Below are 26,677 nucleotides of genomic sequence, written 5' to 3' on the forward strand. Positions count from 1 at the left end.
GAGGTCGAGGGTCAGCGGGTCTCGACGACGACCGACTCGATCACGACGTCCTGGAGCGGGCGGTCGGTGCCCGGGTTGGTCGGGACGGTGATGATCGCGTCGACGACCTTCTTGCCGGCGGCGTTGCTGACCTCGCCGAAGATGGTGTGCTTACGGTTCAGCCAGCCGGTCGGCGAGACGGTGATGAAGAACTGCGAGCCGTTGGTGCCCGGTCCGGCGTTGGCCATGGCCAGCAGGTACGGCTTGTCGAAGGCCAGTTCGGGGTGGAACTCGTCGGCGAACTCGTACCCGGGGCCGCCGGTGCCGTTGCCCAGCGGGTCCCCGCCCTGGATCATGAAGCCCTTCATCACCCGGTGGAAGACGGTGCCGTCGTACAGCGGGTCCGTCCTCTTCCCGCCGGTCGCCGGGTCGGTCCACTCGCGCTCGCCCCGGGCGAGTTCGACGAAGTTCTTGACCGTCTTGGGCGCGTGGTACGGCAGGAGCCGCAGCTCGATGTCGCCCTGGCTGGTCCTGAGGGTGGCGTAAAGCTGCTCGGCCACGATGTGCCTTCCGTGAGTCGTCGCTGACGCTCCCGATCCTCGCACGGCCAGGGCGAGGTGAGGCCGGAGGAAGGAGCGGCGGACATGCCGGAAGGACGGACGTCCGGGATGACACGGATGCCCGTAACGCATGCCGGGATCGTCACCGGCAGGCATGATTTCGAAAAGGGTGGATAGGCGAAATACGGAACGCCACCGAGGAGGATGATCCTGTGACCCGCATGGACAGCGTGCGCGCCGCTACCGGTTCGGCCAAGGAGAGCGTGCAGCACGCCGCGGAAGCGGTGGCCCCCTACGCCGACACGGCAAAGGAACAGGCCACTCTGGCCAAGGAGCAAGCGGCCCTCTACGCCCGCGAGGCGCGGGTACGGCTCGCGCCGACGATGTCAAAGGCAGCCGAACAGGCTCGTGTTCAGTACGGCGCCCATGTGGCGCCTCGTGTACCCCCAAAGATCGATGACGCGGCTCACCGTGCCGCCGTACGCACCCGCAGGGCCGCCCGTCAGGCGGCGGACTACACGGTGCCGCGGGTCGGGCAGGCGGTGGCGACGGCACAGCCGGTGGCGGAGCAGGCCGCGGCGCGTTCGACGGCGGCGCTGGCCGCCCTGCGCGGACAGGTCACGGCGAAGGAGATCCAGAAGCTGGTGCGCAAGCACGAGCGGCGGGCCAGGGCCGGCCGGGTCGCCAAGGGCCTCGCGGTCCTGGGTGTGGTGGCCGGTGGAGCCTTCGTCGCGTGGAAGTGGTGGGACAAGCAGGCGAATCCGGACTGGCTGGTGGAGCCGCCGGCCGCTACGGAGGTCTCGGAGCGTGCTCCGCTGACGTCGGTGGACGGCAGTCCTCTGACCGGTAGCCATGTGGTCGATCCGCTCGATCCCGAGGTGCAGGCGAAGCAGGCCGAGGCGGAGGCCGAGGCGGCGGAGCGGGACCGGAACCGGGGCGACCGCCCCTGACCGTGAGAGCCGCAACCGTGACCGCCGGAGCCACGGGAGCTGGAATCGTGACCGCCGGAACCACCGGAACCGTGCGAGCCGTGGGAGCCGCAACCGTGAGGGCCGCGAGGAGCGTGCCGGCGCCTCATGCCGCGACGAGGGCCGCGTCGGCGGCGTGAGCGCCGTCGTCGTCATCGCCCGGAAGGGTGGTGGTGAGGGCGGGCAGGTGACGGACCGACGGTGACGAGCCGTGCGCCTCGGCGCGGATGCGCTGCTTGATCGTGGGCGGCAGGGAGCGGGCCCGTGGCAGGGCCCTCGGCAGGGTCGCCCTGGCCGCCGGCAGGGCCACGGCGGCGCGGTGCGCGGCGGCGGGCGCCGGCGCCGGGCGGTCGGCGGCCCGGTCGGTGGGCTGCGCGGCGCCGGCGACGGTGACGGTGGCCGGGGTGGTGAGCCCCAGGGAGGCGAGCACCGCGAAGAACGCGGTGAGGAAGACGGTCCACAGTTTCTTGACCTTGAAGGCGGCCATGACCCCTCACTTTCACTTTCGGATGAGTGCTTCGGATGGGAATGCGGGTGGGGATTCAGGTGGCGATTCGGGTGGGCTTCGAGTTGCGCTTTCGGTCGGGTCGATCTACATACCTTCCTCATGATGTGTACGCATCCTGAGATTCCGAGGAGCTACGCCGCCGCTGCGCAGTTCTTCGGATGAACACCACTCGTACGGTCCAACCGGGCCCCGAAATCCCCCGGCACAGCACAACCCCTCGGCACAACGGCGTGTAGGAGGACCAGCCATGGCCCAGCGGACCGTCGGCGCTGCCACGAGCGAGGCCACCGGCCGCGAGGAGATCAGCTCCCAGCAGTGGAGATGGTCCGTCCTTGCTGGTATGGCGTCCTATCTGGACGCGGGATCCATCGTGGCCCTCGGCGCCGGGCTCGCCCTGTTCCAGTCGTATCTGCATCTGAACAGCACCGTGGTGGGCGCCCTCGCCGCGATCGGTCCGAACGCGATCGGCTGCGCGATCGGGGCGTTCATCGGCGGCCGGCTGGGCGACCGGCTGGGCCGTAAGCGCATCTACAAGTACGACCTGCTGGTGTACGCGGCGGGCGTGCTCTGTGTCGCGCTGTCCTTCGACTCCGTGATGCTCTTCCTCGGGGTCTTCGTCATCGGCGTCGCGGTCGGCGCGGACGTGCCCACCTCGCTGGCGCTGGTCGGCGAGTTCTCGCCGCCGAGGTCGCGCGGCAAGCTGCTCGGTTTCACCCAGGTGGCGTGGTCGGTGGGGCCCGTGGTGGTCCTGGTGCTCGCCCTCGCGCTCGCCCCGCTGGGTCTGCTGGGCATCCGGATCGTCTTCCTCCATCTGCTCGTGGTCGCCCTGGTCACCTGGGCGCTGCGCCAGGGGCTCACCGAGTCGCCGCGCTGGCAGGCCGCGTCGGCCGCCGCCGCCGCGGCCGGGACGACGGCGCGCCACGGCCTGCGGGACCTTTTCTCCGGCGCCCATCTGCGGGCGCTGGTGTGGACGGGGAGCATCTACGTCTTCTGGGGGCTGGCGGCCGGCACGGCGGGCATCTTCACGCCGTACTTCGTCAAGACGCTGCACGCCGGGGGCCAGGCGGCGGGCGTGGCGCTGTCGTGCGGGGGGTTCGTGATCAGCATCGCGGTGACGGTGCTGGTGTTCATGCGGCACGCCGACGGGTCGCACGCGACCCGCAGGCTGATGTGGGCCATCGGCTCCGTGGCGCAGATCGTGGCGTACGCGCTCTTCCTCTTCCTGCCCTTCACGATCCCGGTGATCGTCATCAACATCGTGCTGTTCAGCGCGGGCGGCGCGCTGGCGGGCGAGGCGTTCTACAAGGTCTTCAGCCAGGAGCTGTTCCCGACCATGCTGCGCGGTACGGCGCAGGGCTTCACCTTCGGGGTGGCGCGTATGTGCCTCGGCGTCTGGAGCTTCTTCGTACCGACGCTCGCGCAGGTCGGACTCGGTGTCGTGGGTGGTCTGCTCTCGGTGTTCCTGCTGATCAGCGGGGTGGTCGGGTACTTCTTCATGCCCGACACCTCCGGCAAGACGCTGGAGATGATCGAGGCGGAGCGTGCCACGGCATGAGCGTGGGCAGGAATGCGGACATGATCCAGGAACGGAGCAGGCCCGAGGGCGCCCGCACCGGCGTGAGCGCCGGTGCGGGCGAGCTCCTGGCCCGGTTCACCGACCCCGGCCCGGAGTACACCCCGCTGCCGATCTGGTGGTGGAGCGGCGCGAAGGTCACGCGGCGGGGGCTGCGGCGGCAGATGACGGAGCTGGTCTCGCAGGGCGTGCGGCAGGCCGTGGTGATGTGTCTGGCGCCGACGGGGCCGATGTTCGGCTCGCTCGCCGACGATCCGCCCTTCCTCAGCCCGCGGTGGATCGAGCTGCTGGACGGCGCCTGCGAGGACGCGCGGGAGCTGGGCTTCCACCTGTGGATGTACGACCAGATCGGTTTCTCCGGCGCCAATTTCCAGGGCCGGCTGACCGCCGTACGCCCCGAGTTCGCCGGGCTCGCCCTGCACCGGGGGGCCGACGGGGTGATCGAGGAGCGTGTCAGCGGCTTCGACTACTTCGGCACCGAGGCGTGCGCGGCGCTGCTCGACCAGGTGCACGGCGAGCTGGAGCGCCAGGTCGGGCACTGGTTCGGCACGGTCATCCCCGGGTTCTTCCAGGACGAGCTGCCGCCGATGCCGACCTGGGGGCGGGACTTCGCGGACACGTTCGAGAAGGCGTACGGATACGACCTGCTGCCGCTGCGCTCCGCGCTGTTCGCGGGCGACCGGAGCGCCGGGGGCGCCCGGTATCTCGGGGACGCGAGCCGGGACGCGGCGCGGGTGCGCCGGGACTACCACGCGCACCGGGCGACGCTGGCGCGCCGGGCGTTCTTCGACCCGCTGGACGACTGGTTCGGCGAACGGGGGCTGATCTGCGGCTTCGACCAGGCGTCCCCGGCGCGGGAGGGCGACCCGGTGGGCGGGGTGCTGCTCTACGGCGACTATCTGGGCACCCACCAGGGGTACGGGGCGCCCGGCAGCGACCACTGGGGCGACCCGAAGGCGCACAGCTCGCTGGCGCACGCGCACGGCGGTCCGCGTACCTGGATCGAGGCGTTCCACTCCTCCGGCTGGGGCGGCACCCTGGAGGAGACGTACGACTGGCTCGCGCCCTTTCTGCGCCGGGGCGCCAACCTCTACGATCCGCACGCCGTGTACTACTCGACGGCCGGCGGCTGGTGGGAGTGGGCCCCGCCGTCCACCTGCTGGCGTCAGCCGTACTGGCCCTCGTACCACCAGTTCGCCGGGGCGGTGACCCGGCTCTGCTCGGTGCTGTCGGCCGGGACGCATGTGTGCGACACGGTGCTGCTCGCCCCGACGAGCACCGCGCAGGCGTATCTGACGCTGGAGGGACCGCTGCCGCCCGCCCGGCGCGCGGTCGCCGCGTACCACGAACTGAACGGGGTGAGCGCCTGGTTCGCGGAGCGCCGCGGGGTGCTGGAGCGGGCCGGGCGCGACCACGACACGCTGGACGAGGCGACCGTCGCGGGCGGCACGGTCACCGCCGACGGGGGGCTGCGGATCGGCCAGGAGACGTACCGCAACGTGGTGATCCCGGACGCCGCGCTCGTCGACGGGGCGACGGAGTCGGTCCTCGCGGAGTTCGCGCGGGCGGGCGGCCGGGTGGTCCGGGTCGGCCGCAGCCCGGTGGGCCCGGCCCTGGCCGGTCTCGCGGTACGGGTCGGCTCCCCGCAGGAGGTGCCGGGCGCGCTGGCGGCGGGACCGGTACGGGTGCGGACGGATGTGCCGTATCTGCTGCGGCGGCTCGGGGACACCTGGGTGGTGATGCTCGCCGCGCACGACGAGATCAGCGGTACGAAGGCGCCGATGGTGCGTCTGGAGGGGCTGGACCGGCACGACTGGGCGGACGCGGGCTTCCCCTGGGACGAGTACTGGCGCCAGTTGCGGGAGGACGGCTATGTCTTCGTGCCGCCGGGCGACCGGCGCGCGCGGATCACGGTCGAGGGCCTGCCGCCGCTGCGGGCGCAGCGCTGGGACCCGAGGACGGGGGCGCGTACGGAGCTGACGGTGGCCGACGAGGGCGACGGGGCCTTCTGGACGGTGGACACGGACTTCGCGGACGGTCCCGTGACCCTGCTCGTGCTCGGCGCGGAGCTGCCCGACGCCACCCGGGAGGAGCTGGGCGAGCCCGTGGGCCACACCCCGGTCGAGGGGCCGTGGCGGGCGCGGGCCCGCTCGACGCTGGACAACACGCACGGCGATCTGGCCGCCGCCGACCGGGCGGGCGTCCTGCCCGTGGAGGTCTGGCGCCTGGAACACCGGGCCGACGGCGCTCCGCACGGGGACACCGCCGGGGACGGTGCCGCGGTGGCGGCCGGCTGGCAGCCGGTGGTCGCCGGTTACGGCCCGTTCGCCGAGGTCCGCGACCCCGACTCCACGTGGCGGCCCGCCCGGTGGTCGCTGTCGCGCGGCATCCACAAGGACCCGGTGCACCAGGGCCCGCTGGGCCCCAAGGGGTACGTACCGGAGGAGTTCCTCGACTGGCGCGAGGTGCCCAGGGGCGGGACCGTCGCCGTACGCACCCGGATCGGGCTGCCCGGATCCGCCGAGGACGGGGCGCAGCGGTATCTCGCCGTGGGGTCGGGGGCCGCGCGGCGGGTACGGGTCGACGGCGCCGAACTGCCCGCCGAGGGCGCCGGGTACCAGTCCTTCAGCCTCCTGCCCACGCACACGGCGGGGCGTACGGTCGAGCTGGAGATCGAGTTCACGGCCGAGCGCGACGGGCCGCTGCGGGCCTCCTTCGCCGTGGTCACCGACCCCGCCGCCTACCGCAGGCCGGAGTGGCTGACCGGCACGGAACCGACCCGTACCTTCCAACTGGCTGAGGTGCCGGACGACGCGGAGATCCTGGTCGCCTGCGAGGGCGCCTGCACGGTGCTGGTCAACGATGCCGAGGTGGGCCGCCAGGGCGACTTCAACCCGTACCCGGGGCACCGCGAGATCCGGGTGCACCCCTACGACCTGCGTACGGTGCTGCGCCCGGGGGAGAACACGCTGACGCTGCGGCTGGGCGAGGGCGGGGCGGCGACGGTGGACTCCCGCTCCCTGGACGTGCTCAGCGGTCCGGGCTGGGACGCGGCGGCGCCACGCCGGCACCACCCGCGCGACCCGCGCTTCCTCTGCGCCCGGGTCAGGCCGCATCCGCTGCCGGGCGCGAGCTGGCTGGAGCCGGGGGCGGCGCAGGACGGTGTCGTCCTGCCGCTGGTGCCCCGTGCCACGGCGTCGGACCGCCCCCGGACCGAATGGCTCCGCTTTCCCGCGCCGCTGGGGACGACCGCGCTGCGCATCCCGACCGGCCTGGCCGTGGTGGTGACGGCCGCGGACGGCACCTACCACCCGGCGGCGGACGGCCGGGTCCGCTTCCCCGCCCCGCTGCCCGCCGGGACGGAGGTCCTGCTGCGGATCACGGCGACGGACGGCCGCAGCGGCGGCGCCCTCCTGGACGCGGCGATCGAGGCCGAGGTCACCGAGGCCCCGGCGGAGCTGGTGGCCTGGGAGGACCTCGGGCTGCGCGCCCTGGGCGGCGAGGTCCGCCACCGTACGGTCTTCCACGCACCGCCCGGCGGGCGGGTGGTGCTCGACCTGGGCGAGGTGCGCGGCACGGCCGACGTGGTGGTCAACGGCGTGCTGGTCGACCAACTCGTCTGGGGCCCCTGGCGCACCGAGATCACCGGCGCCCTGCGCCCCGGCGAGAACGACCTGGAGATCACGGTCCGCTCCACCCTCGCGGGCTACCTGGACGACGCGTCCCCGACGAGGGCCGTCACCGCGGGCCAGGTGCGTACGGGCCTGTTCGGGCCCGTACGCCTGGTGCACCACCGCGCGTGAGCTCCGCTCTCGTGTGAGGGAACGCCCGGGGTCGGGCGTTCGGGCGTTCGTGGGCGTTCGGGTGTTCGGGCGTTCGGGCGGTTCGGTCCGATGGATCCGGGGTACGGGCGGACGCCGTACGTCACCCGGCGGTCAGGGGCAGAGGCGGCACTGGTACGGCAGGGGCATTGCTGAATCGTTGTCCGCGGGGTGCTGAGCGACCGTCTGTTTCCAGCCATGCGCCCGCCCGAATCCGATAACCATCCGGGTTAAACCTTTCCTCGGAATGATCAACGCATCGAGTTAACGCCACCGGTTTCTCTGGACCAACCGGGTGCACCGGCCGTTACTGTTCCCTGGCATCTCGACGGATTCCCGGATGTTCACCCCCTTTCCCCTTCCCTCTTTCCCGGTGCCGCGCAGCCCCGTCGGCCACCGCCTTCACGAAGGAGAGCGCGCCCGATGACTGTTGAAACCGGCCAGGAAGCACCTCTGGAGCTGCCCCGGCAGTCCAGCCTGGGCACGGCGGCGGCCCGCAACCTCGCCACCACCACCAAGTCCGCCCCGCAGATGCAGGAGATCTCCTCCCGCTGGCTGCTGCGGATGCTCCCGTGGGTGGAGACCAAGGGCGGCGCCTACCGGGTGAACCGCCGGCTGAGCTACACCGTCGGCGACGGGCGCGTGGAGTTCGTCCAGGACGGCGCCGTCGTCCGGGTGATCCCCCGCGAACTCGGCGAACTGGCCCTGCTGCGGGGCTACGAGGACCTGGAGGTGCTGACCGCGCTCGCCGGCCGGTGCGTCCAGCGCGACTTCCGGGCCGGCGAGACGCTGGCCGAGCACGGCACGCCCGCCGAGCGGATCCATCTGATCGCCCACGGCCGCGTCAGCCAGACCGCCCCCGGCAAGTACGGCGAGGACGTCGACGTCGCCGTACTCGCCGACGGCGAGCGGTTCGGCGAGCACGCCCTGCTGGACGCGGACGCCCGGTGGGAGTCCACCGCCACCGCCGAGACCGCCGGCACCCTGCTCACCCTGTCCCGCGCCGACTTCGCCGCCGTGATGTCCGCGGCGCCGGGCCTCCAGGCCCATGTCGAGCGGTTCAGCTCGCTCCCCCTGCAACGGCAGAATCGTCACGGCGAGGCCGAGATCGCCATGTCGGCCGGCCACACCGGGGAGCCCGCGCTGCCCGGCGCGTTCGTCGACTACGAACTGAACCCGCGCGAGTACGAACTCTCCCTCGCCCAGACCGTTCTACGGGTCCACACGAGGGTCGCCGACCTCTACAACGGGCCGATGAACCAGACCGAGGAGCAGCTCAGGCTCACCATCGAGGCGCTGCGCGAGCGCCAGGAGTACGAGCTGATCAACAACCGCGAGTTCGGTCTGCTCCACAACGCCGCCTTCAAGCAGCGCATCCAGACCCACGCCGGCCGGCCCAGCCCGGACGACCTCGACGAACTGCTCTGCCGCCGCCGCGGCTCCAAGTTCTTCCTCGCCCACCCGCGGGCGATCGCAGCGATCGGACGCGAGTTCAACCGCCGCGGCCTCTACCCGACCCATGTCGACCTCGGCGGCCAGCAGGTCCCGGCCTGGCGCGGTGTACCGATCCTGCCCTGCGGCAAGATCCCCATCACCAAGGAGAAGACCACCTCGATCCTCGTCATGCGCACCGGCGAGGACAACCAGGGCGTCATCGGTCTGCGCCAGACGGGGCTTCAGGAGGAGTACGAGCCGGGCCTGTCGGTGCGGTTCATGGGGATCGACGAGAAGTCGATCATCTCCTACCTGGTCACCACCTACTACTCCGCCGCCGTCCTCGTGCCCGACGCGCTCGGCGTACTGGAGAACGTGCAGATCGCCGGCAAGCACGACTAGAGCCTCTCGTTCGGGTCTCCCTCCCCGGCCCCGCCACCCGCCCCCTCCGGGACGGGCCGGCCGAGCATGCCCGGAAGCCGGAACGCCCCTCCCCCCACACGCCCGCCAGCAAGGAGCCATGGATGCCCGACCCTGAGCTCTTCCCCGTGCAATCGAGCCTGCCCACGGCCGCTTCCCACTTCGGGGCGCATGTCCTCGGCGACGCCGCCCGCGCCCTCCAGGCCGCGGCCGACGCCCCGCCCCTGGTGTCCTCCGCACCCGCCCCGCCCGCCGTGGACGTCCCCGACGCCGACCTGCGACGGATCCTGGGCGGCCCCAGCGGCCTCGGTACGGCGAGCCTGCGCTTCGCCCCGCGCGAGGTGCCACCGGCGCTGCCACCGACGCCTTCGCCCGCACCCCCGTCCACCTCCTCACCGGAGGAGGGCACCCCGATCCCCGGCCTCTACCACCACCCGGTGGCGGCGCCCGACCCCGTACGGGTGGAAGAGGTCAGCCGCAGGATCAAGACCTGGGCCGTGGACGAGGTCGACCTGTTCCCCGAGGACTGGGAGGACCAGTTCGACGGCTTCTCCGTGGGGCGCTACATGGTCGCCTGCCACCCGGACGCCCCCACCGTCGACCACCTGATGCTCGCCACACGCCTGATGGTCGCCGAGAACGCGGTGGACGACTGCTACTGCGAGGACCACGGAGGCTCGCCCGTCGGCCTCGGCGGACGCCTTCTGCTGGCGCACACCACCCTCGACCCCCTGCACACGACGGCGGAGTACCAGCCGCAGTGGGCACGGTCGCTCCATTCGGACGCGCCGCGACGCGCCTACCGCTCCGCCATGGAGTACTTCCTCCAGGAGGCCGGCCCCTCCCAGGCCGACCGGTACCGGCACGACATGGCCCGGCTGCACATGGGCTACCTCGCCGAGGCCGCCTGGGCCGAGCAGGACCACGTCCCGGAGGTCTGGGAGTACCTGGCGATGCGCCAGTTCAACAACTTCCGCCCCTGCCCCACCATCACGGACACCGTCGGCGGCTACGAACTCCCCGCCGACCTGCACGCCCAGCCCGCCATGCAGCGGGTCATCGCACTGGCCTCGAACGCCACCACCATCGTGAACGACCTGTACTCGTACACGAAGGAGCTCGCGTCCCCCGGCCGCCACCTCAACCTGCCGGTGGTGATCGCCGAACGCGAGAACACCTCCGACCGCGATGCCTACCTCAAGGCCGTCGAGGTCCACAACGAGCTGATGCGCGACTTCGAGACCGCCGCCGCGGCCTTCGCCGCCGCCTGCCCCGTCCCGAGCGTGCAGCGCTTCCTGCGGGGAGTGGCCGCGTGGGTCGACGGCAACCACCACTGGCACCAGACCAACACCTACCGCTACAGCCTGCCCGACTTCTGGTAAGAAGAATGGATTCACCTGTGACCAGCACCGAACTCACCACCGCCGGCTCCTCCGTCTTCATCCCCTCCCCGGCGACGCCCTATCAGGGGGACATCGCCCGCTACTGGGACGGCGAGGCCAGGCCCGTCAACCTGCGGCTCGGCGATGTCGACGGCCTCTACCACCACCACTACGGCATCGGGGACGTCGACCACGACGCCCTTGGCGACCCCGAGGGCAGCGCGTACGAGAAGAAGCTGATCGCCGAACTCCACCGCCTGGAATCGGCACAGGCCGAACTCCTCCTGGACCACCTCGGCCCCCTCGACCGCGACGCCACCCTCGTGGACGCCGGCTGCGGCCGCGGCGGCTCGATGGTGATGGCCCATCAGCGCTTCGGCTGCACGGTCGAGGGCGTCACCCTGTCCGCCAAGCAGGCCGACTTCGCCAACCGGCGCGCCCGCGAACTCGGCATCGACGACCATGTCCGCGCCCGCGTCTGCAACATGCTCGGCACCCCCTTCGAGACCGGGCAGGCCGCGGCCTCGTGGAACAACGAGTCGTCCATGTACGTCGACCTGGACGACCTCTTCGCCGAGCACTCCCGCGTCCTCGCGACCGGCGGCCGCTACGTGACCATCACCGGCTGCTGGAACCCGCGGTACGGCCAGCCGTCGAAGTGGGTCTCCCAGATCAACGCGCACTTCGAGTGCAACATCCACTCCCGCCGGGAGTACCTCCGCGCCATGGCCGACAACCGCCTCGTCCCCCAGGCCGTCGTCGACCTCACTCCCGCGACCCTGCCCTACTGGGAACTGCGGGCGACCTCCTCACTGGTCACCGGTATCGAGGAAGCGTTCATCAACTCGTACAAGGACGGCTCCTTCCAGTACCTCCTGATCGCGGCCGACCGCGTCTGACGGTGATCTCCCCTGCGGCGGCGAGCTGATCACGTACGGGGGTCTCGGCAGTGTGGGCCTTGTTGTGCACGAACTGGAGCCAGCCCTTGGGCTTGCTGTCGGGCAGGGCGCGCCACACCGCGGCCGTGAAGGCGCCGTCCGGCGCCTTCACGGTCTTTCGGACCACCTTGCCTCCTGTGGCGCCGAGGAGCCCGTCGCGAGCGACAACGCCGGGCGGCGGCAGGGCGGCGGCAGGGCAATCGGCCTTCTGCCACTTAATGAAAACGTCACTTAATGACAAACGCTGCAAGAGTGATCCACCGAGGCCCGCGGCCGCCCCGCGACTCGCGCCACCCGAAGAGGGGGATGGCGTCACGTGTCGCTAGATGACAAGATGTCATCTAGCGACACAACGGCAGGACGTCTCACCCTCAGACGAACTCGGGAGGACCGACCACCATGGAGACCAAGAGCTTCCTGGAGACAGAGCCCGACACACAGACGGAGCGGACGGCACCCCGGCGGCAGCCCTCGGTGCTCGACCAAGCGGGAGGCGCCAAGGGAGTCGTCTACTCGGCGCTGCCCGTGCTGGCCTTCGTCATCGCCCACAACTTCCTCGAGCTCACGGCTTCGATCGTCGCCGCCTTCGCCGTCGCGGTGGCCATCGGCGGGGCGCGGCTGGTGCGCGGGGAGTCGGTGCAGCCCGCGATCGGCGGCGTGTTCGGCGTCGCGATCGCCGCCGGCGCCGTCTGGTTCACCGGCTCCGCGAAGGACTACTTCCTCATCGGTATCTGGGCGAGCCTGGCCGGCGCGATCCTCTTCGTCCTCTCCGTCCTGGTGCGGTGGCCGCTGGCCGGCGTGGCCTGGAACGCGGCCACCGGCAAGGGCACCGTCTGGCGCTCGGACAAGCGCTCGCGGCTCTACTACGACATCGCCACCCTGGTCCTGGCCGCCGTCTTCGGTGCCCGGTTCGCCGTCCAGCAGTACTTCTACGCGACCGACCAGGTCGGTTCGCTGGGCATCGCCAAGATCGCCATGGGCTTCCCGCTGCTCGCCCTCGCCCTCCTGGTGGTCGCCTGGGCCGCCCGGCGCTCGAACAGGCGGCTGACCGCCCTCGGGCTGCTGCCCGCCAAGCGCGCCTGACCTCCCCCGGTGGGCACCGGCCGCCCGACGGCGCTCAGCATCAGTTCTCCGCCACTGTGAACCACTCGGTGCCGCCGAGCAGGAACTCGTGGACGGGACGGCCCCGGCTGCCGCTGGTGCGGAACGGTTGTCCGTGGTCGTCGATCCGCGTGGTTCCCTGACGGCCGCCGCTGGACCACTGCAACTCCACGTACCACTTCACATCGTGGGCACGGGCATGGGCGGTGATGTACAGCACCTCGGGATCGGACCGGCTCACCTTGTAGGGAACACCGCGCTGGCCTGCCTTCGGAGCGATGGCGGGGTGGGCGGCGTCGAGATCCGTGTCGAACGACCTCGTCTCCACGCCTCCGCCGCAGCCCGACGCCCCCAGGTACGCGTTCCAGGCCGGGGGCGCGGTCGAGTCGACCACCCGGACGTGCAGGGACTCGATGACGACGGTCGCGTCCCCGGTGCCCTGGACGGTCAGCGCCACTCGCTGTGTGTCGGCGGCGACGGCGCCGTGCGCCGCCACCCACCCCGGCACGTCCTGCCCCATCACCGGCGGCGAGACCTCACCGGGAGGCCGGTTGATCAGGTACTTCCCCTCGCACTGCGGGTCGTCCCAGGCATACGTGCGGGTGGACACCGTCAGCGGGACCGCCCCGCCGTCCCGGACGCGGCCCGGGTCGGGGCTGTGCGCCGAGGTGTCCGTACCGCGTACCGACGGCTCGGCGCCGGACGGTTCGGGGGCCGGGGGCGAGGTGGGGGACGGGGAGAGGCTCGTACGTGCGGAGGGACGTACGGAGGGACGTACGGAGACGGAGGAGGACGCGGACGCCGATGGGGGAGGCGTGGCGGAGGCCCCCGTACCGCCCGGCCGACCGGTCTTCGCCAGGTCCGCCTCCCGGTCCTCCGGGCCGACCGTGAGCGCGGTGGACACGGCGACGGCGACAGCGGTACCCGCCGCGACCAGGGCCCACCGCCGGCGGGCGGTGCGGAGAAACGTCGCCATCCGGCGAGCGGGGACAGCCGCCTCCGGCGACGGTCGGTCCGTGCGTACCTGCGCGGAGGGCGGTTCCGGGTCCGCCGCGGCCCGCCGGGCGCGTTCCCGTGCCGCGTCCGCCAGGACCCAGCGCCGGTGCAACTCGACCAGTTCCTCGGGGGTCGCCCCGCACACCCGGGCGAAGCGGGAGACGGCCGCGTTGTCGGCCGGTACCCCTTCCCCCTTGCAGTACCGGTGCAGCGTCGAGGTGCTCATGTGCGCCCGCTTCGCCACAGCCTCGTAACTCAGCCCGGACCGCTGCTTCAACTCGCGCAGCAGCGCGGCGAAATCAGCGATCTCCTCAGCCGGACTCACCGGTCCTCCATTCCGTTCGACATCCCAGGAAGGTCATGTCTGGCCTGGTCAGACCCAGTTGGCACATCCCAGCGTCCCGAAATCCCCGATGGAATGGCGGATGGGACGCCCCACGACGCAGGCTCGGGTCATCCAAGCACGGTGCCGACCCAGCGATCGGCCCGCTGAACCCCCCTTTCCCGGACCGCACTTCCGGCGCGCCACCCGCACGCCACACGGCCCGGCCAGGACAGACAGACCGACCGACAGACCGACACAGTCCACCACCGGAAGAACGCCTTCCGTCGTTCAGAGAAAGCAGTCCGTTCATGCGTATCGCCACTCGTTCCGCCTCCCGCACGGCCGCCTCCTCCATGGTCCTCGCCGCGGCGCTCGCCTTCGTCGGCGTCCAGGCCGCCGGGCAGACCGCCTCCGCCGCAACGAAGGCGGCCGTCGTCACCTGCACCCCGGCGAACACCCAGTTGACCGTCAGCGACGTGTCCCGCCCGATCAACCACCTGCTGCTCAAGGCCACCAACACCGGCACCCAGCCCTGCTACGCCTACTCCGCCCCCTACCTGAGGGCCGGCGCCGACGCCCAGGCCCCGCTGTGGTGGGCCGAGGAGACCACGCCGCAGGCCGTGGTGACGCTCGAACCCGGCGAGTCCGCGTACGCGGGCATCACGACGTCCTCCCCCGACGGCGAGGGGGGCGCCACCGCGAAGACCCTGGGGGTGCTCTTCTCCGACAGGAAGGGCAACGCGACCGGCAACGAGAAGACCCTGACGCTGCCGAACGGCGGTGTCTTCTTCAACAGCTCCGCCCAGGTCACGTACTGGCAGGACAACCCGGCGGACGCCCTCGCCTGGTAGTCGCCCCCACGTCCCACGACACAGCCGCCGCCGACGGAACCGCGTCCCGCCTTCACCGGGGGCGCGGTTCCGTCGGCGGCGGCACCCGCGTCAGCCAGGACGTCCTGGTGGTGACCGTCCGGCGGGACTTCTTGGGCCTCGGGCTGCCCTCGCCGCCCTCGACGGAGCACGGCTCGAACCGGGCATCGCCCCGACCTGCAACTTTCACATGCGAATAGGCACCCGAACGTCCTCCGCACCGATTACCCCGTCCGGGACGGGGGCGGGGCCGGTCGGCCCCTTGGTCGCCGTACACCGCGAGCTCACAATCTTCGTGGAGGGGGCGGTTTCCGGCCCAAGGGGGGATCAGCCGCAGGAGGGATCATGTATCACGCTCCCCACCATGTGAGCGATGTGATGACGCGGCCCGTGGTGGCCGTGGGACCGGACGCCGGGTTCAAGGAGATGGTCGAGACCATGGGCCGCTGGAAGGTGAGCGCACTGCCGGTTCTGGTGGGTGACGGGCGGGTGGCCGGGGTGGTCTCGGAGGCCGACCTGCTGCCCAAGGAAGAGTTCCGGGACGCGGATCCGAGCCGGGCGGAGCAGATGCGCCGACTCGCGGATCTGCGCAAGGCGGGGGCGGTGACCGCCGAGGAGCTGATGAGTGCTCCGGCCACCACCGTCGACGAGGACGCGACCCTGGCGCAGGCCGCGCGGACGATGGCACTGCGAAGGCTGAAACGGCTTCCGGTGGTGGATTCCGCGGGCATGCTCCGGGGGATCGTCAGCCGTTCCGACCTGTTGAAGGTATTCCTGCGGTCCGACGAGGACATCGCGCAGGAGGTGCGCGAAGAGGTGGTGCAGCGCCTCTTCCTGGTGTCCCGTGAGAGCGTGCTGGTCACTGTCGAGGATGGCGTGGTCACCCTCAGTGGCACGATTCGCGACACCGCCCTCGTGCCGATCGCCGCCCGTCTCACCCGGGCGGTCGAAGGAGTGGTGGACGTCGAGTGCGATCTCGTCGGCCCTGCGGCCCGGCGGACCGAACCTCCTTCGGCGGGGCCTCAGTTCTGACCGTCACGACCATCTGTCGGAGTCGTACGTCCTGGCCGGCGGCATCGTGGTGCGGATACGGTCCCGGGGAAACCCCTCGTCCGCCAGGAGCGGCCGTCGGGCAGGACGGCGAACGCCTCGTAGCCGTCGAGGGACTCCACCCAGTCGTGGGCCGCGTCGCCCATGGCGAAGGCGGCGGTGGCGTACGCGTCGGTCAGGGTCAGACCGGGGCCGGTGAGCGTGACGGAGGCGGGACCGACGGCGGGCGCGCCGGTGTGCGGGTCGACGATGTGGGCACCCCGTTCGGCCGTGCCCGAGGTGGCGACGGCCAGGTCCCGGCCGGTGACGACCGCACACAGCGCGCCCGGCCGCAGCGGATGGGCGATGCCGACTCGCCACGGCGTGCCGGGTGCGGCCTCGCCCCTGAGCCGGAGGTCTCCGCCGCCGTTGACACAGGTGTTGCGGGCACCGGCGTCGTACAGGATGCGTGAGGCGTGCTCGATCGCCCATCCCTTGACCAGGCCGGAAGGGTCGAGCGTGCCGGCCGGCCGATGGCTGAACCAGCCGCCGCTGACCCGTGCGGCGCCTTCGCAGAGGGCGAGGACGTCCCGTACTTCCTGGGAGCAGCCGGCCGTTTCGGTCTCACCGCGGGCCAGACGGCTGACCGTGCTGTCGGGCCGGTACGGGGAGTACTCGGCGTCGACATGGTGCAGCCAGGTCACGGCCTCCCGTAGGGCATCCCCGATCGCCGGGGTGCGGGGGTCGCGTACGTCGAAGGAGAAGACCGTCCCCATCACGTGCTCGACGTGGCGCGGGCCGCTCGGGCCGTCAGACACCGGCCTGGTCCAGCGCGCTCTGCAGGGACTGGATGTAACCCTGGCTGGTGTAACTGGCCCCGGAGACCGCATCGATGTGGGCGCTGTGCGCCCCCAGTGCCTCCTGTGTCAGTTGGGGCACGGCGTATCCGGCGAGTTGCTGGCTGCGACCGTCCCCGGAAGGGACCCGCAGGACCTTGACCGCGGTCAGCCGCCCGTTCCTGACGGTCGCGGAGACCTGCACCGTGCCGTACGGGGTGGACACGGCATCGCCGGTGTAGGTGCCGCCGGCCGGGTGTGAGCCGCCCTGCGCGGGTGAGGCCGCGTCGCGGGACGGGGCCGCGGCCTGGGGCTGGGAGGTTCCCGCCGGTGGCGGGGCGCCGCCACCGGCGGGAACGGCGGTGTGGTGCGGTTTCAGGGAGAGCAGCAGGACGACGACGGCGCTGGTCGACGCGGCGGCCAGCACGGCTCGACGGACGGGTGCGGACATGCCGGGGCTCCTCAGAACGCGAACGACTCGTGGTGGATGTGGCGGCGCGGCACCCCGGCCCCACGCAGGGCGCGGCGTGCGGCGTCGGTCATCCCGGGCGGGCCGCACAGATACACCTCGTGCGCGGCGAGGTCCGGCACCAGGCGGGTCAGGGCACGGGCGGTGAGCGGTGAGGTCCGGGGGGAGGTCCTGGACACCGGGGTCATGGCCGGTTCATCGACCACGTAGTGCACGACTGCGCCCCGGGAGGCGGCGATCGCGTCGAGTTCGCCGCGCAGCGCCAGGTCCTCGGGGCGACGGGCCCGGTAGACCAGTGTGACCTCGCCCGGCAGGGTCTCGAAGAGCGCCCGAAGCGGGGTGATCCCCACGCCGCCCGCCAGCAGCAGCACCTTGGGGGACCGGCGCCGTGCCGCGGTGAAGGCACCGTACGGGCCCTCGGCCCACACCCGGGTCCCCGGCCGCAGGGTTGCGAGGGCGGCGCTGTGCCCGCCCGCCGCCTTGACGGTGATCCGCAGTTCGCGCGGGTGCGGCGGCGCGGAGAGCGAATACGGGTTGGCGGCCCACCACAGGCCCGGCGCCAGGAAGCGCCAGCGGAAGAACTGCCCCGAGCGCGCGTTCAGTTCCTCCAGGTGCCGGCCGGTCAGATGGACGGAGACGACCCCCGGTGCCTCGTACCGCAGCCCGGCGACGCGCAGCCGGTGGCGCAGATTACGCCGTACGGGGACCGCGAAGCGGTACCAGCCGATCAGCGCGGCCACCCCGAGGTAAAGGGCGTACCAGACCGCTCGGGTGGCGGGGTGGCCGACGAAGTCCGCGCCGTTGCTGAGCTGGTGGAAGAAGGCGAGGAAGACCGCCAGGTAGGTCGCGAAGTGGAGATAGTGCCAGGTCTCGTACCGCATCCTGCGGCGCGCGGCCCGTGCCGAGACGATCCCCGTGGCGACCAGCAGCAGGAAGGCGGCTGTCGCCTTGAGCATGTCCGGATAGCGCAGCACGAGCGTGGACGTCTGGTGCACCACACCGGTGTCCGAGGTGAGCGCGTACCCCCAGATGATCAGCAGCGTGTGGGCGAGCACCAGGGAGATCGTGTACCGGCCGCCCGTGGCGTGCCAGCGCGCGAGCCGGTCGCTGCCGACGGTGTGGTCCAGGACGGGAACGCGGGCCATCAGCGCCACCAGTACGGCGCAGGCGTATCCGGCAAGGAGCCCCGTGATCCGGCCCGCGTCGGTCAGCCACCCCGCCGCGCCCACCACGGAGGTGGTGTCGTTCCACCACAGGGCGAGCACTCCGGCGGCGCCCACCCAGACGGCGCACTGCGTCAGAAGGGGAACGAGCGAGCGCGGACGGCGGGGACGGACCGCGCGGCCGGCCTGATGGCGGGTGTGGATCGCCGTACTCATGGGGCCCTCTCTCCTCAAGGTGAGGGCCAGCGTCACAGCACGACCTCTGAGAAGCCTCTGAGCGCGGCGGCAGGGCCGGTGCCGCTGTCGGTATTCAGAGGAAACTCAGAGCCTGCCGTGGCCCCGCACCGCCGCTGACGAGCGATGCTGGATCCACCATGAACCTCCACAGCTCCCCGCCCCGCCTGTACGGCGATGACGGTGGCCCCGTCCGGGTGCTCGTCGTCGACGACGAGCCCGACCTCACCGAGGTCCTCTCCGGCGTGCTGTCGGACGAGGGCTGGCAGGTCCGTACCGCCGCGGACGGGGCCACCGCCGTCGCCGTCGCCCGCGCCTTCCGGCCGCACGCCGTCGTCCTGGACTGGATGCTGCCCGACATGGACGGTCTGCGGGTGCTGCGGGAGCTGCGGGCGGCGAGCGGGGAGCTGGGACATGTGTGTGTCCTCTTCCTCACCGCGCGGGACTCCGTGCAGGACCGCGTCGCCGGGATCACCGCGGGCGGCGACGACTACGTGACCAAGCCCTTCAGCCTGGAGGAGGTGCTGGCCCGGCTGCGCGGGCTGCTGCGCAGGGCGGGCATGGCGCGCGAACCCGACGCCGGCGGGCCGGACGGCGGCGTCCGGCTGACGGTCGGCGATCTGGTCATGGACGAGGAGGCGCGCGAGGTGACCCGGGGCGGCGCGCTCGTGGAGCTGTCACGAACGGAGTTCGAACTGCTCAGGTTCCTCATGCGCAACCCGCGCCGTGTGATGTCCAAGGCGCAGATCCTCGACCGCGTCTGGTCGTACGACTTCGGTGGCCGCGCACACGTCGTCGAGCTCTACATCAGCTATCTGCGCAAGAAGGTCGACGCCGGCCGGACACCGATGATCCACACCGTGCGCGGGGTGGGCTACGTACTCAAGCCGGCGCCCTGATGTGCGCCGCGGTCCGTACCCACGCGCTCGCCCTGACACGGCGGCTGCGCCCCCGCACCCTGCGTGGTCAGCTCACCACCGGGCTCGTCGTGCTGCTGGCCCTCGCCTGTCTGGCCGTGGGCGTCACGACCGTCCTGGCGCTCGAAGGTTTCCTGGTGCGCCGGCTGGACCAGCAGCTCACCGCGTCCGGGGGGCGCTTCGCGGCGAGCCTGGAGCACGAGGCCACCCCGGACTCCGACAACCGGCCCGACACCCGGGGCCAGTCGGAGGGCACGTTCGGCGCCCGCCTGCTGCACGGCACGACCACCCGGGCGGCCGTCGTACAAGACCGGACGGACGCACCGGTGCCGCTCACCGTCGGGGACCGGCGGGCCCTGGCCGGCGTCCCCGTCGACGGGGACGGCCACAGTCGGCGGCTGTCCGCACTCGGCGCCTACCGGCTCACCGCCGTACGGGGCGACGACCGGGACGTCCTGATCACCGGGCTGCCGCTGCGGCCCGTGGAGGAGACCGTGCACCGGCTGGAAGGCGTGGAGGTGGCGGTCTTCGGCGCCGCCCTCGCCGCCACCGGTGTCGTGGGAGCCCTCTGGGTACGGCTCTCCCTGCGGCCCCTGAGACGGGTCACGACCACCGCGGTGAGTGTGGCCGAACGGCCTCTGGCCAGCGGTGACGTCGCCATGCCGGAGCCGGTCCCGGTCGCCGACCCCCGGACCGAGGTCGGGCAGGTCGCCACCGCGGTCAACCGCATGCTCGGCCATGTCGGCAGCGCCCTGGAGCGGCGCCAGGCCAGCGAGGAACGGCTGCGTCACTTCGCCGCGGACGCCAGCCACGAACTGCGTACCCCCGTGGCCAACATCCGCGGTCACGCGGAACTGGCGCTGCGGCACCGCGGCCCCGTACCGCCCGAGGTCCGGCGTGCGCTGGACCGGATCCACGCCGAGTCCCGGAGGATGAGCCGACTCGTAGACGACCTGCTGCTGCTCGCCCGGATCGACGCGGGGCGCGCCCTTGACCGGGCCCCGGTGGATCTGACCCGGCTCGTCCTCGACGCGACGGAGGACGCGCGGGCGGCCGGCCCCGGACACCGGTGGCTGCTCGACCTGCCCGAAGAAGCGGTGACGGTCACGGGTGACGAACACCGGCTGCACCAGGCCGTCGGGAACCTCCTCGCCAACGCCCGTACCCACACCCCGGCCGGCACGGAGGTCACCGTACGACTCACGTCCGGCACCGAGGCCGCCGCCGGGCACTCCCGGGTCGGGCTCACGGTCGAGGACAACGGCCCCGGCATCCCCCCGGAGCTCCGGCCCGAGGTGTTCGGCCGCTTCGTCCGCGCGGACCACAGCCGCTCGCGTACGGCGGGCAGCACCGGCCTGGGCCTCGCCATCGTCCACGCGGTGGTGACCGCGCACGGCGGCACGGTCGACGTCGAGAGCCGCCCCGGGCACACGGTCTTCACCGTCGAACTCCCCGCGCCGCCACCGGAGGGACAGGGCCCTTCGGGCCTCGCAGATCGAGCCAGCGGGCCGTGCCAGGAGTGATGGCGGCCGTCCGGCCACGGACCGTCACCCGCACGGGGTCCTCGTCGGACTCCGCGACCGCGACGCGCACCCGCTCCGCGCGGAACCTCAGGTCCACGTCCCAGTGACCGCGATAGCGGATACGGAATCCGAACTTCGACAACTGCGGCAGCGGTGAGGGATCCAGCCGCAGCCCGTCGGTACCGGCCTCAAGGCCGGTCAGTCCGCGCTGCACGAAGTCCAGGGTGCCGGCCATCGCACCGAGGTGGATTCCTTCCGGCGTGGTGCCGCCCTGGATGTCCGCCACGTCCCCGGTCAGGGCCTCCTCCGCGTACGTCCACGCCTCGTCGCGGCGGACCCGGGCCAGCACCCACGCGTGGACGAGCGCGCTGAGGGTGGAACCGTGGCTGGTGCGGCGCAGGTAGTAGTCGACGGTGGTCCGCCACATGTCGTCGTCGAGAGAGTGGCCGAGCCACCGGAACAGGCCCGCGAGTTCCCGGGGCGGGAAGAGGTATCCCAGCATCAGTACATCGGCCTGTTTGGACGCCTGGTAGCGGTTGACGGTGTCGCCCTCGGCCTCGAGGATCCGGTCCAGCCTGCGGATGTCGCCGTACCGTTTCCGGTAGCCCGCCCAGTCCAGCTCCGCCAGCTCCCCGTATCCGGCGAACTGGCTGATGATCCCGTGGTGGTACGGCACATGAAGACGGTGGGCGATGTCCGCCCAGTGCGCCGGATCGTCGGCGGAGAGCTGGAGTCGCTCGTACAGCTCACTCCGCCGGGAGGCGGGGAGCCTGTGGCACACGTCGCGCGCCCTCATCAGCACCCATGAGGCCGTGACGTTCGTATAGGTGTTGTCGTCCAGTCCCGCCGTGGCGGCGCCGGGGTACCCGTCGTGATACTCGTCGGGACCGACGACGCCCCGAATCCGGTAGCGGGCGAGGGACGGGTCCCAGACGGCGCTGTCCGCCCAGAAGCGGGCGACCTGGATCAGCGTCTCCGCGCCCTTCGTGTACAGGAAGCCGGTGTCACCGGTGGCCCGCCAGTACTGCCACACGTTGTAGGCGACGGCGGAGCCGACGTGGTGCTGGAGCCGGGAGTGGTCGGGCAGCCACCGTCCCGAGCGGGGGTTGAGGTGGAGTTCCTGGGTCTCCTCGCGGCCGTCGCTGCCGCTCTGCCAGGGAAACATCGCCCCCTTCCGGCCGGCCTCCCGCGCCGCGCGGCAGGCCGCGGGCAGCCGCCGGTGTCGGTAGCTGAGCAGGGCGCGGGAGACCTCGGGGAAGTGGAGGTTCAGGTACGGCAGGACGAACAGCTCGTCCCAGAAGACATGCCCCCGGTACGCCTCGCCGTGCAGCCCTCTGGCGGGGACGCCGGCGTCCAGCTCGGCCGTGTGCGGGGAGAGGGTCTGGAGGACGTGGAACAGGTGCAACCGCAGGATCCGCCCGGCCTCCCCCGGGACCTCGAGCTCCGCCCTGTGCCACAGTCTCTCCCAGGCACGGTGGTGCGAGACCAGCAGAGCGCGGAAGTCCGGGGCTTCGCGCACCGCTTCCACAGCGGCCCGCCGGGGGCCGCCGATGGCCGGGGTGCGCGAGGTGTACAGGGCGACCGTCTGGTCCACGGACACCGTCCCCCCTGCCACGACCGGGATGGCCAGCGTCCGGAACGCCGCCCGCTCGGTGAGCCGGGCGCGGGACGCGGCTGTGGGGAGATCTGCCGACCGGGTGCGCGTCGCCAGCGCGATCCGGATGTCGGAGTTCACCGTACGGCAGCGCAGCCACACGGTGTCGTTCTCCTCGGCTCCGGTGAGCCAGTGGGTCAGATGCCGGTTCGCCAGACCGCGGTAGCGTTCGACTCCGGCGTTCCGCACATCACCGTCCAGCCCTGATTCCACTTGCACTTCCCCGGTCCACCCCTGGGCGGTGAACGAGGTGCGCTGGGCCGCCAGATGGGGCTCGCCCATGTGGACGAGACGGCACTGCTCCACGCCCAGCCGCCCGGGGCCCTCGTGGAGCGCGTACTCCGATCTCCGGGTGAGCGTGCCGTGCCGTAGGTCCAGCGTCTGCCGGTACGCCACGAGCGGGCCGCTGTCCGGGGAGAGCCAGGGCCCTGGATCCGCTCCTTCGGGGCGTACGCGGTAACGCAGGGGCAACCAGTTGGGCAGATTGGCCAGGTCCTCGTTCTCGGTCCGGTGTCCCGCCACCGTGGAGACCAGCCGGTCGTAGCAGCCGGCCGCGTAGGTACCCGGGTAGTGCGCGGGACCGGCGGTGGTCTCGGACGCGGCGCCGCGCGTGGCGAAGTAGCCGTTTCCCAGCGTGCACAGGGTCTCGCGCAGCCGCTCCGACCGGGGGTCGTAGCCCTCGTACGTCTAGGTCCAGGCGTGCATGGTCAGCCCTCCCCGGGGAGAAGCAGTTCGCCCGGGTCGGCCACCACCACGTCGGCGCCGTACCGGCGCAGCCGGGCGGCGCCGGTACCCCCCGTCGTACGGTCCACCCCGACCACCAGGCCGAAACCACCGCGCCGGCCCGCTTCGACGCCTGCTGTCGCGTCCTCGACGACGGCGCTCTCCCGCGCGGGGACACCGAGACGCCCGGCGGCCTCCAGGAAGAGCGCGGGATCGGGCTTGCCCGCCAGCCCCAGGCGGCGGGCCTCGTTTCCGTCCACGACCGTGGGGAGCAGGTCGAGCACCCCGGCAGAGGAGAGCAGTTCGGTGGCGTGGCGGGACGCCGAGACGGCCGCGCGGGGTACGTTCGCGCGGCGCAGCGCGCGGAGCAGGCGTACGGTTCCCGGCCAGGCGTCGACGCGGTGTTCCCGCAGCCATGCGCGGAACAGCCGTTCCTTTTCGGCGGCGACGGCCATGACGGTCGCCGTGCCCGGCCCGTCGTCCGGGTCACCGAGGGGCAGCGACAGCCCGCACGCGTGGAGGAAGGCGGTTGCCCCGTCCTGGCGGGACCTGCCGTCCACGTAGCGGCGGTAGTCGTCCTCGGGGTCGAAGACGCGGTCGGCTCCCGCCGCCCTGAGGCAGGCATCGAACGCGCCCTTCCACGCCGCGGCGTGCGCTCCGGCGGAGTCGGTGATGACACCGTCGGTGTCGAGGACCACGGCCCGCACGGAGCGCAGGCACGGCGCCAGGTGCTCGGCCGGGGTGGCCGCCGGGCGGGTCATGGCGCGCGTGTCCCGGTGTCCACGGGCACCGGTTGCCAGGTCCAGTCCGTGACCTCGGGGAGGTCGGTGCCGTGTTCGCGGATCCAGGCGTGGTGCCTGAGGCGGATGTCCTCCATGGCCTGGCGTACGCCGGTGGCGCGTACCGCGAGTCCGGGGACGCGGTCGATGACGTCCATGACGAGCCGGTAGCGGTCGAGGTCGTTGCGGACGACCATGTCGAAGGGGGTCGTGGTGGTGCCCGACTCCTTGTAGCCGCGTACGTGCAGGTTCGGGTGGCCGGTGTGGCGGTAGGCGAGGCGGTGGATCAGCCAGGGGTATCCGTGGTAGGCGAAGATGACCGGCCTGTCGGGGGTGAACAGCGCGTCGTACTGGCGGTCGGAGAGTCCGTGCGGGTGCTCGCTCTCGGGCAGCAGCCGGGCCAGGTCGACGACGTTGACGACCCGCACGGCGAGTTGTGGCAGGTGACGGCGGATCAGCAGGGCAGCCGCCAGGACCTCCTGGGTCGGTACGTCCCCGGCGCAGGCCAGCACCACATCGGGCGCCTCGCCGTCCCGTTCGGTGCCCGCCCAGGGCCAGACGCCCGCGCCGCGCGCGCAGTGGGCGCGGGCCTCGTCCAGGGTGAGCCAGTCGTAGCAGGGCTGTTTTCCGGCGACGACGACATTGACGTAGTCGCGGCTGTGCAGGACGTGTTCGGCGACGGAGAGCAGCGTGTTGGTGTCCGGGGGCAGGTAGACCCGTACGACCTCGGGGGCCTTGTTGAGTACGTGGTCGACGAAGCCGGGGTCCTGGTGGGAGAAGCCGTTGTGGTCCTGGCGCCACACGTGCGAGGTGAGCAGGTAGTTGAGGGAGGCGATGGGGCGGCGCCACGGCAGGGCGCGGGAGACCTTCAGCCACTTGATGTGCTGGTTGACCATGGAGTCGACGATGTGGACGAAGGCTTCGTAGCAGGAGAACAGGCCGTGGCGGCCGGTGAGGAGATAGCCCTCCAGCCAGCCCTGGCAGGTGTGTTCGGAGAGGATCTCCATCACGCGGCCGTGCCGGTCCAGATCCTCGTCCACCGCCGTCGTCTCCGCCTGCCAGACCTTTCCCGTGGCCTTGTAGAGGGCCTGGAGCCGGTTGGAGGCGGTCTCGTCCGGACCCATGACACGGAAGTCACGCCGCTCGTCGGTGGCTTCCATGACCGCCTCCAGCAACTCGCCGAGGACACGGGTCGGCTCGTGCTGGGTCGTCCCGGGCCGGTCGACGGGTACCGCGTACCGCTCCAGGGCGGGTACCGGCAGTTCGCGCAGCAGGAGACCGCCGTTGGCGTACGGGCTCGCGCCGAGGCGGCGCTCGCCTTCGGGCACGCAGGCGAGCACCTGGGGGCGGGGGCCGCCGTGCCGGTCGAAGAGGTCGTCCGGCCGGTACGAGCGCAGCCACCTCTCCAACTGCCGCAGGTGCTCGGGATTCTCGCGGACGCCGGAGAGCGGCACCTGGTGCGCCCGCCAGGTCCCCTCGACGGGCAGGCCGTCGACGGTGGCGGGGCCGGTCCAGCCCTTCGGCGTCCGCAGCACGATCACCGGCCAGCGGGCGCGTTCCGTGACGCCTTGTTCACGGGCCGTGCGCTGGATCAGCGCGATACGGTCCAGGGCGGTGTCCATCGCCCGGGCCATGGCCCGGTGGACGGTCTCCGGATCGTCGCCGCTGACGTGCAGCGCCTCGTGCCCGTACCCCCGCAGCAGCTCGTCCAGCTCCGCCTCGGGGATCCGGGCCAGGACGGCCGGGTTGGCGATCTTGTAGCCGTTGAGGTGGAGGATCGGCAGCACCGCGCCGTCGTGCACCGGGTCGAGGAACTTGTTGGAGTGCCAGGACGCCGCCAGCGGTCCGGTCTCCGCCTCCCCGTCGCCGATCACGCAGGCGACCAGCAGCTCGGGGTGGTCGAAGGCGGCTCCGTAGGCGTGCGAGAGGGAGTAGCCCAGCTCGCCGCCCTCGTGGACGGAGCCCGGCGTCTCGGGCGCGACATGGCTGGGGACCCCGCCGGGAAAGGAGAACTGCCGGAAGAGCCGGGCCATGCCGTCCGCGTCCCTGCCGATGTCCGGATACGTCTCGGAGTAGCTGCCCTCCAGCCAGGAATTGGCCAGCACGGCCGGGCCGCCGTGGCCGGGGCCCCAGACGCACAGGACGGGCAGGTCACGGGCTCTGATCACGCGGTTGAGGTGGGTGTGGACCAGGTTGAGACCCGGCGAGGTGCCCCAGTGGCCGAGCAGCCGCGGCTTGATGTGCACCGGGCGCAGTGGCTCGGTGAGCAGCGGGTTGCCCATGAGGTAGATCTGGCCGGCCGCCAGGTAGTTGGCCGCGCGCCAGTGGGCCATCAGGGCCGCCAGTTCCTCGTCGGGGACCGGGGCCGACGGTGGCGTACTCGTCTCGGGCATCGCTTCCTCCGAAGTCTCGCGGACGCCTTGGGCTGATCCCCTGCACGGTCCGTACTCCACGGTCCCTGTTACGGACCGCCTCC

Annotated in this window: 20 protein-coding genes; 11 read left to right on the forward strand and 9 right to left on the reverse strand. The window is 72.0% G+C overall.

Translation table 11 applies throughout. The annotated features are described in order from the left end of the window. Positions 1-11 precede the first annotated feature (11 nt). Positions 12-539 (reverse strand): peptidylprolyl isomerase, encoded by a 528-nt coding sequence (locus ACIO3P_RS11830; RefSeq protein WP_329828237.1) that lies wholly within the window; start codon positions 537-539, stop codon positions 12-14. A gap of 212 nt (positions 540-751) precedes the next feature. On the opposite strand from ACIO3P_RS11830, the gene ACIO3P_RS11835 reads away from it, so the two are divergent. Next, positions 752-1,489 carry a DUF5324 family protein gene (locus ACIO3P_RS11835; protein WP_401793606.1) on the forward strand — a complete coding sequence of 246 codons (738 nt, stop codon included), beginning with the start codon at positions 752-754 and terminating at the stop codon, positions 1,487-1,489. Between the two features lie 124 nt (positions 1,490-1,613). On the opposite strand, the gene ACIO3P_RS11840 is transcribed toward ACIO3P_RS11835, so the two are convergent. Beyond that, positions 1,614-1,994: a DUF6344 domain-containing protein gene (locus ACIO3P_RS11840; protein ID WP_401849077.1), complete on the reverse strand. Its 381-nt coding sequence runs from the start codon at positions 1,992-1,994 to the stop codon at positions 1,614-1,616. 268 nt (positions 1,995-2,262) lie between these two features. Here ACIO3P_RS11840 and ACIO3P_RS11845 point away from each other — a divergent pair, with 268 nt between their 5' ends. The 6 genes from ACIO3P_RS11845 (at position 2,263) to ACIO3P_RS11870 (ending at position 12,666) form a co-directional block, all read left to right on the forward strand. After that, a complete protein-coding gene (locus ACIO3P_RS11845) occupies positions 2,263-3,570 on the forward strand; it encodes an MFS transporter (RefSeq protein ID WP_329828234.1) in 1,308 nt (435 codons plus the stop codon). A gap of 20 nt (positions 3,571-3,590) precedes the next feature. Beyond that, entirely contained in the window at positions 3,591-7,391 is a 3,801-nt protein-coding gene (locus ACIO3P_RS11850) for a hypothetical protein (RefSeq protein WP_401849079.1), read from the forward strand. 441 nt (positions 7,392-7,832) lie between these two features. Further along, positions 7,833-9,245 (forward strand): family 2B encapsulin nanocompartment shell protein, encoded by a 1,413-nt coding sequence (locus ACIO3P_RS11855; protein WP_329828232.1) that lies wholly within the window; start codon positions 7,833-7,835, stop codon positions 9,243-9,245. A gap of 122 nt (positions 9,246-9,367) precedes the next feature. Continuing rightward, entirely contained in the window at positions 9,368-10,645 is a 1,278-nt protein-coding gene (locus ACIO3P_RS11860) for a family 2 encapsulin nanocompartment cargo protein terpene cyclase (protein WP_329828231.1), read from the forward strand. A 17-nt stretch (positions 10,646-10,662) separates the two neighbouring features. Beyond that, positions 10,663-11,544: a geranyl diphosphate 2-C-methyltransferase gene (locus ACIO3P_RS11865; protein WP_401849080.1), complete on the forward strand. Its 882-nt coding sequence runs from the start codon at positions 10,663-10,665 to the stop codon at positions 11,542-11,544. 438 nt (positions 11,545-11,982) lie between these two features. Beyond that, complete coding sequence (locus ACIO3P_RS11870; RefSeq protein ID WP_401849082.1) at positions 11,983-12,666, forward strand: DUF3159 domain-containing protein; 684 nt, start codon at positions 11,983-11,985, stop codon at positions 12,664-12,666. A gap of 40 nt (positions 12,667-12,706) precedes the next feature. Here ACIO3P_RS11870 and ACIO3P_RS11875 read toward each other — a convergent pair whose 3' ends face one another. Continuing rightward, positions 12,707-14,005: a helix-turn-helix domain-containing protein gene (locus tag ACIO3P_RS11875; protein ID WP_401849084.1), complete on the reverse strand. Its 1,299-nt coding sequence runs from the start codon at positions 14,003-14,005 to the stop codon at positions 12,707-12,709. Positions 14,006-14,313: 308 nt separating this feature from the next. Between ACIO3P_RS11875 and ACIO3P_RS11880 the strand changes: the two genes are divergently transcribed. Next, complete coding sequence (locus tag ACIO3P_RS11880) at positions 14,314-14,856, forward strand: DUF4232 domain-containing protein (protein ID WP_329828226.1); 543 nt, start codon at positions 14,314-14,316, stop codon at positions 14,854-14,856. Between the two features lie 363 nt (positions 14,857-15,219). Beyond that, positions 15,220-15,906, forward strand: a complete 687-nt coding sequence (locus ACIO3P_RS11885; RefSeq protein WP_329828224.1) for a CBS domain-containing protein — start codon at positions 15,220-15,222, stop codon at positions 15,904-15,906. Here the strand turns inward: ACIO3P_RS11885 and ACIO3P_RS11890 are convergent. The 3 genes from ACIO3P_RS11890 to ACIO3P_RS11900 are packed head-to-tail and all read right to left on the reverse strand — an operon-like array spanning position 15,897 to position 18,587. After that, positions 15,897-16,679 carry an FAD:protein FMN transferase gene (locus ACIO3P_RS11890; protein ID WP_401849528.1) on the reverse strand — a complete coding sequence of 261 codons (783 nt, stop codon included), beginning with the start codon at positions 16,677-16,679 and terminating at the stop codon, positions 15,897-15,899. The two genes, ACIO3P_RS11885 and ACIO3P_RS11890, sit on opposite strands and share 10 nt — an antisense overlap. A gap of 34 nt (positions 16,680-16,713) precedes the next feature. Continuing rightward, entirely contained in the window at positions 16,714-17,190 is a 477-nt protein-coding gene (locus tag ACIO3P_RS11895; RefSeq protein WP_329828221.1) for an FMN-binding protein, read from the reverse strand. Between the two features lie 11 nt (positions 17,191-17,201). After that, a complete protein-coding gene (locus ACIO3P_RS11900) occupies positions 17,202-18,587 on the reverse strand; it encodes a ferric reductase-like transmembrane domain-containing protein (protein WP_401849087.1) in 1,386 nt (461 codons plus the stop codon). A gap of 158 nt (positions 18,588-18,745) precedes the next feature. Here ACIO3P_RS11900 and ACIO3P_RS11905 point away from each other — a divergent pair, with 158 nt between their 5' ends. Both ACIO3P_RS11905 and ACIO3P_RS11910 read left to right on the forward strand, forming a co-directional pair. Next, a complete protein-coding gene (locus tag ACIO3P_RS11905) occupies positions 18,746-19,504 on the forward strand; it encodes a response regulator transcription factor (RefSeq protein WP_329828219.1) in 759 nt (252 codons plus the stop codon). Further along, positions 19,504-21,045, forward strand: coding sequence for a sensor histidine kinase (locus ACIO3P_RS11910; RefSeq protein WP_401849089.1), 1,542 nt, complete (start codon positions 19,504-19,506; stop codon positions 21,043-21,045). Before ACIO3P_RS11905 ends, ACIO3P_RS11910 begins: the two co-directional genes overlap by 1 nt. On the opposite strand, the gene ACIO3P_RS11915 is transcribed toward ACIO3P_RS11910, so the two are convergent. From ACIO3P_RS11915 to ACIO3P_RS11925, 3 genes are read right to left on the reverse strand one after another with little or no spacing between them, the layout of a single operon-like run. After that, the gene (locus ACIO3P_RS11915) at positions 20,960-23,353 is read right to left on the reverse strand and encodes a glycoside hydrolase family 65 protein (protein WP_401849530.1); all 2,394 of its coding nucleotides are present in this window, start codon (positions 23,351-23,353) and stop codon (positions 20,960-20,962) included. The two genes, ACIO3P_RS11910 and ACIO3P_RS11915, sit on opposite strands and share 86 nt — an antisense overlap. Positions 23,354-23,406: 53 nt before the next feature. Beyond that, positions 23,407-24,183 carry an HAD-IA family hydrolase gene (locus ACIO3P_RS11920; RefSeq protein WP_329828215.1) on the reverse strand — a complete coding sequence of 259 codons (777 nt, stop codon included), beginning with the start codon at positions 24,181-24,183 and terminating at the stop codon, positions 23,407-23,409. Continuing rightward, positions 24,180-26,594 (reverse strand): phosphoketolase, encoded by a 2,415-nt coding sequence (locus ACIO3P_RS11925; RefSeq protein WP_401849091.1) that lies wholly within the window; start codon positions 26,592-26,594, stop codon positions 24,180-24,182. Before ACIO3P_RS11925 ends, ACIO3P_RS11920 begins: the two co-directional genes overlap by 4 nt. Between the last annotated feature and the right edge of the window lie 83 nt (positions 26,595-26,677).

This window comes from Streptomyces sp. NPDC087310 (assembly GCF_044744405.1).
In the GTDB taxonomy this organism is placed as follows: domain Bacteria; phylum Actinomycetota; class Actinomycetes; order Streptomycetales; family Streptomycetaceae; genus Streptomyces.

What these genes read in the sequence shown, in the direction of transcription:
- ACIO3P_RS11840 (WP_401849077.1), bottom strand. Translation starts at nt 1,994, where the DNA reads ATGGCCGCCTTCAAGGTCAAGAAACTGTGGACCGTCTTCCTCACCGCG.
- ACIO3P_RS11845 (WP_329828234.1), top strand. Translation starts at nt 2,263, where the DNA reads ATGGCCCAGCGGACCGTCGGCGCTGCCACGAGCGAGGCCACCGGCCGC.
- ACIO3P_RS11850 (WP_401849079.1), top strand. Translation starts at nt 3,591, where the DNA reads ATGATCCAGGAACGGAGCAGGCCCGAGGGCGCCCGCACCGGCGTGAGC.
- ACIO3P_RS11855 (WP_329828232.1), top strand. Translation starts at nt 7,833, where the DNA reads ATGACTGTTGAAACCGGCCAGGAAGCACCTCTGGAGCTGCCCCGGCAG.
- ACIO3P_RS11860 (WP_329828231.1), top strand. Translation starts at nt 9,368, where the DNA reads ATGCCCGACCCTGAGCTCTTCCCCGTGCAATCGAGCCTGCCCACGGCC.
- ACIO3P_RS11870 (WP_401849082.1), top strand. Translation starts at nt 11,983, where the DNA reads ATGGAGACCAAGAGCTTCCTGGAGACAGAGCCCGACACACAGACGGAG.
- ACIO3P_RS11880 (WP_329828226.1), top strand. Translation starts at nt 14,314, where the DNA reads ATGCGTATCGCCACTCGTTCCGCCTCCCGCACGGCCGCCTCCTCCATG.
- ACIO3P_RS11885 (WP_329828224.1), top strand. Translation starts at nt 15,220, where the DNA reads ATGTATCACGCTCCCCACCATGTGAGCGATGTGATGACGCGGCCCGTG.
- ACIO3P_RS11890 (WP_401849528.1), bottom strand. Translation starts at nt 16,679, where the DNA reads ATGGGGACGGTCTTCTCCTTCGACGTACGCGACCCCCGCACCCCGGCG.
- ACIO3P_RS11895 (WP_329828221.1), bottom strand. Translation starts at nt 17,190, where the DNA reads ATGTCCGCACCCGTCCGTCGAGCCGTGCTGGCCGCCGCGTCGACCAGC.
- ACIO3P_RS11900 (WP_401849087.1), bottom strand. Translation starts at nt 18,587, where the DNA reads ATGAGTACGGCGATCCACACCCGCCATCAGGCCGGCCGCGCGGTCCGT.
- ACIO3P_RS11905 (WP_329828219.1), top strand. Translation starts at nt 18,746, where the DNA reads ATGAACCTCCACAGCTCCCCGCCCCGCCTGTACGGCGATGACGGTGGC.
- ACIO3P_RS11910 (WP_401849089.1), top strand. Translation starts at nt 19,504, where the DNA reads ATGTGCGCCGCGGTCCGTACCCACGCGCTCGCCCTGACACGGCGGCTG.
- ACIO3P_RS11920 (WP_329828215.1), bottom strand. Translation starts at nt 24,183, where the DNA reads ATGACCCGCCCGGCGGCCACCCCGGCCGAGCACCTGGCGCCGTGCCTG.
- ACIO3P_RS11925 (WP_401849091.1), bottom strand. Translation starts at nt 26,594, where the DNA reads ATGCCCGAGACGAGTACGCCACCGTCGGCCCCGGTCCCCGACGAGGAA.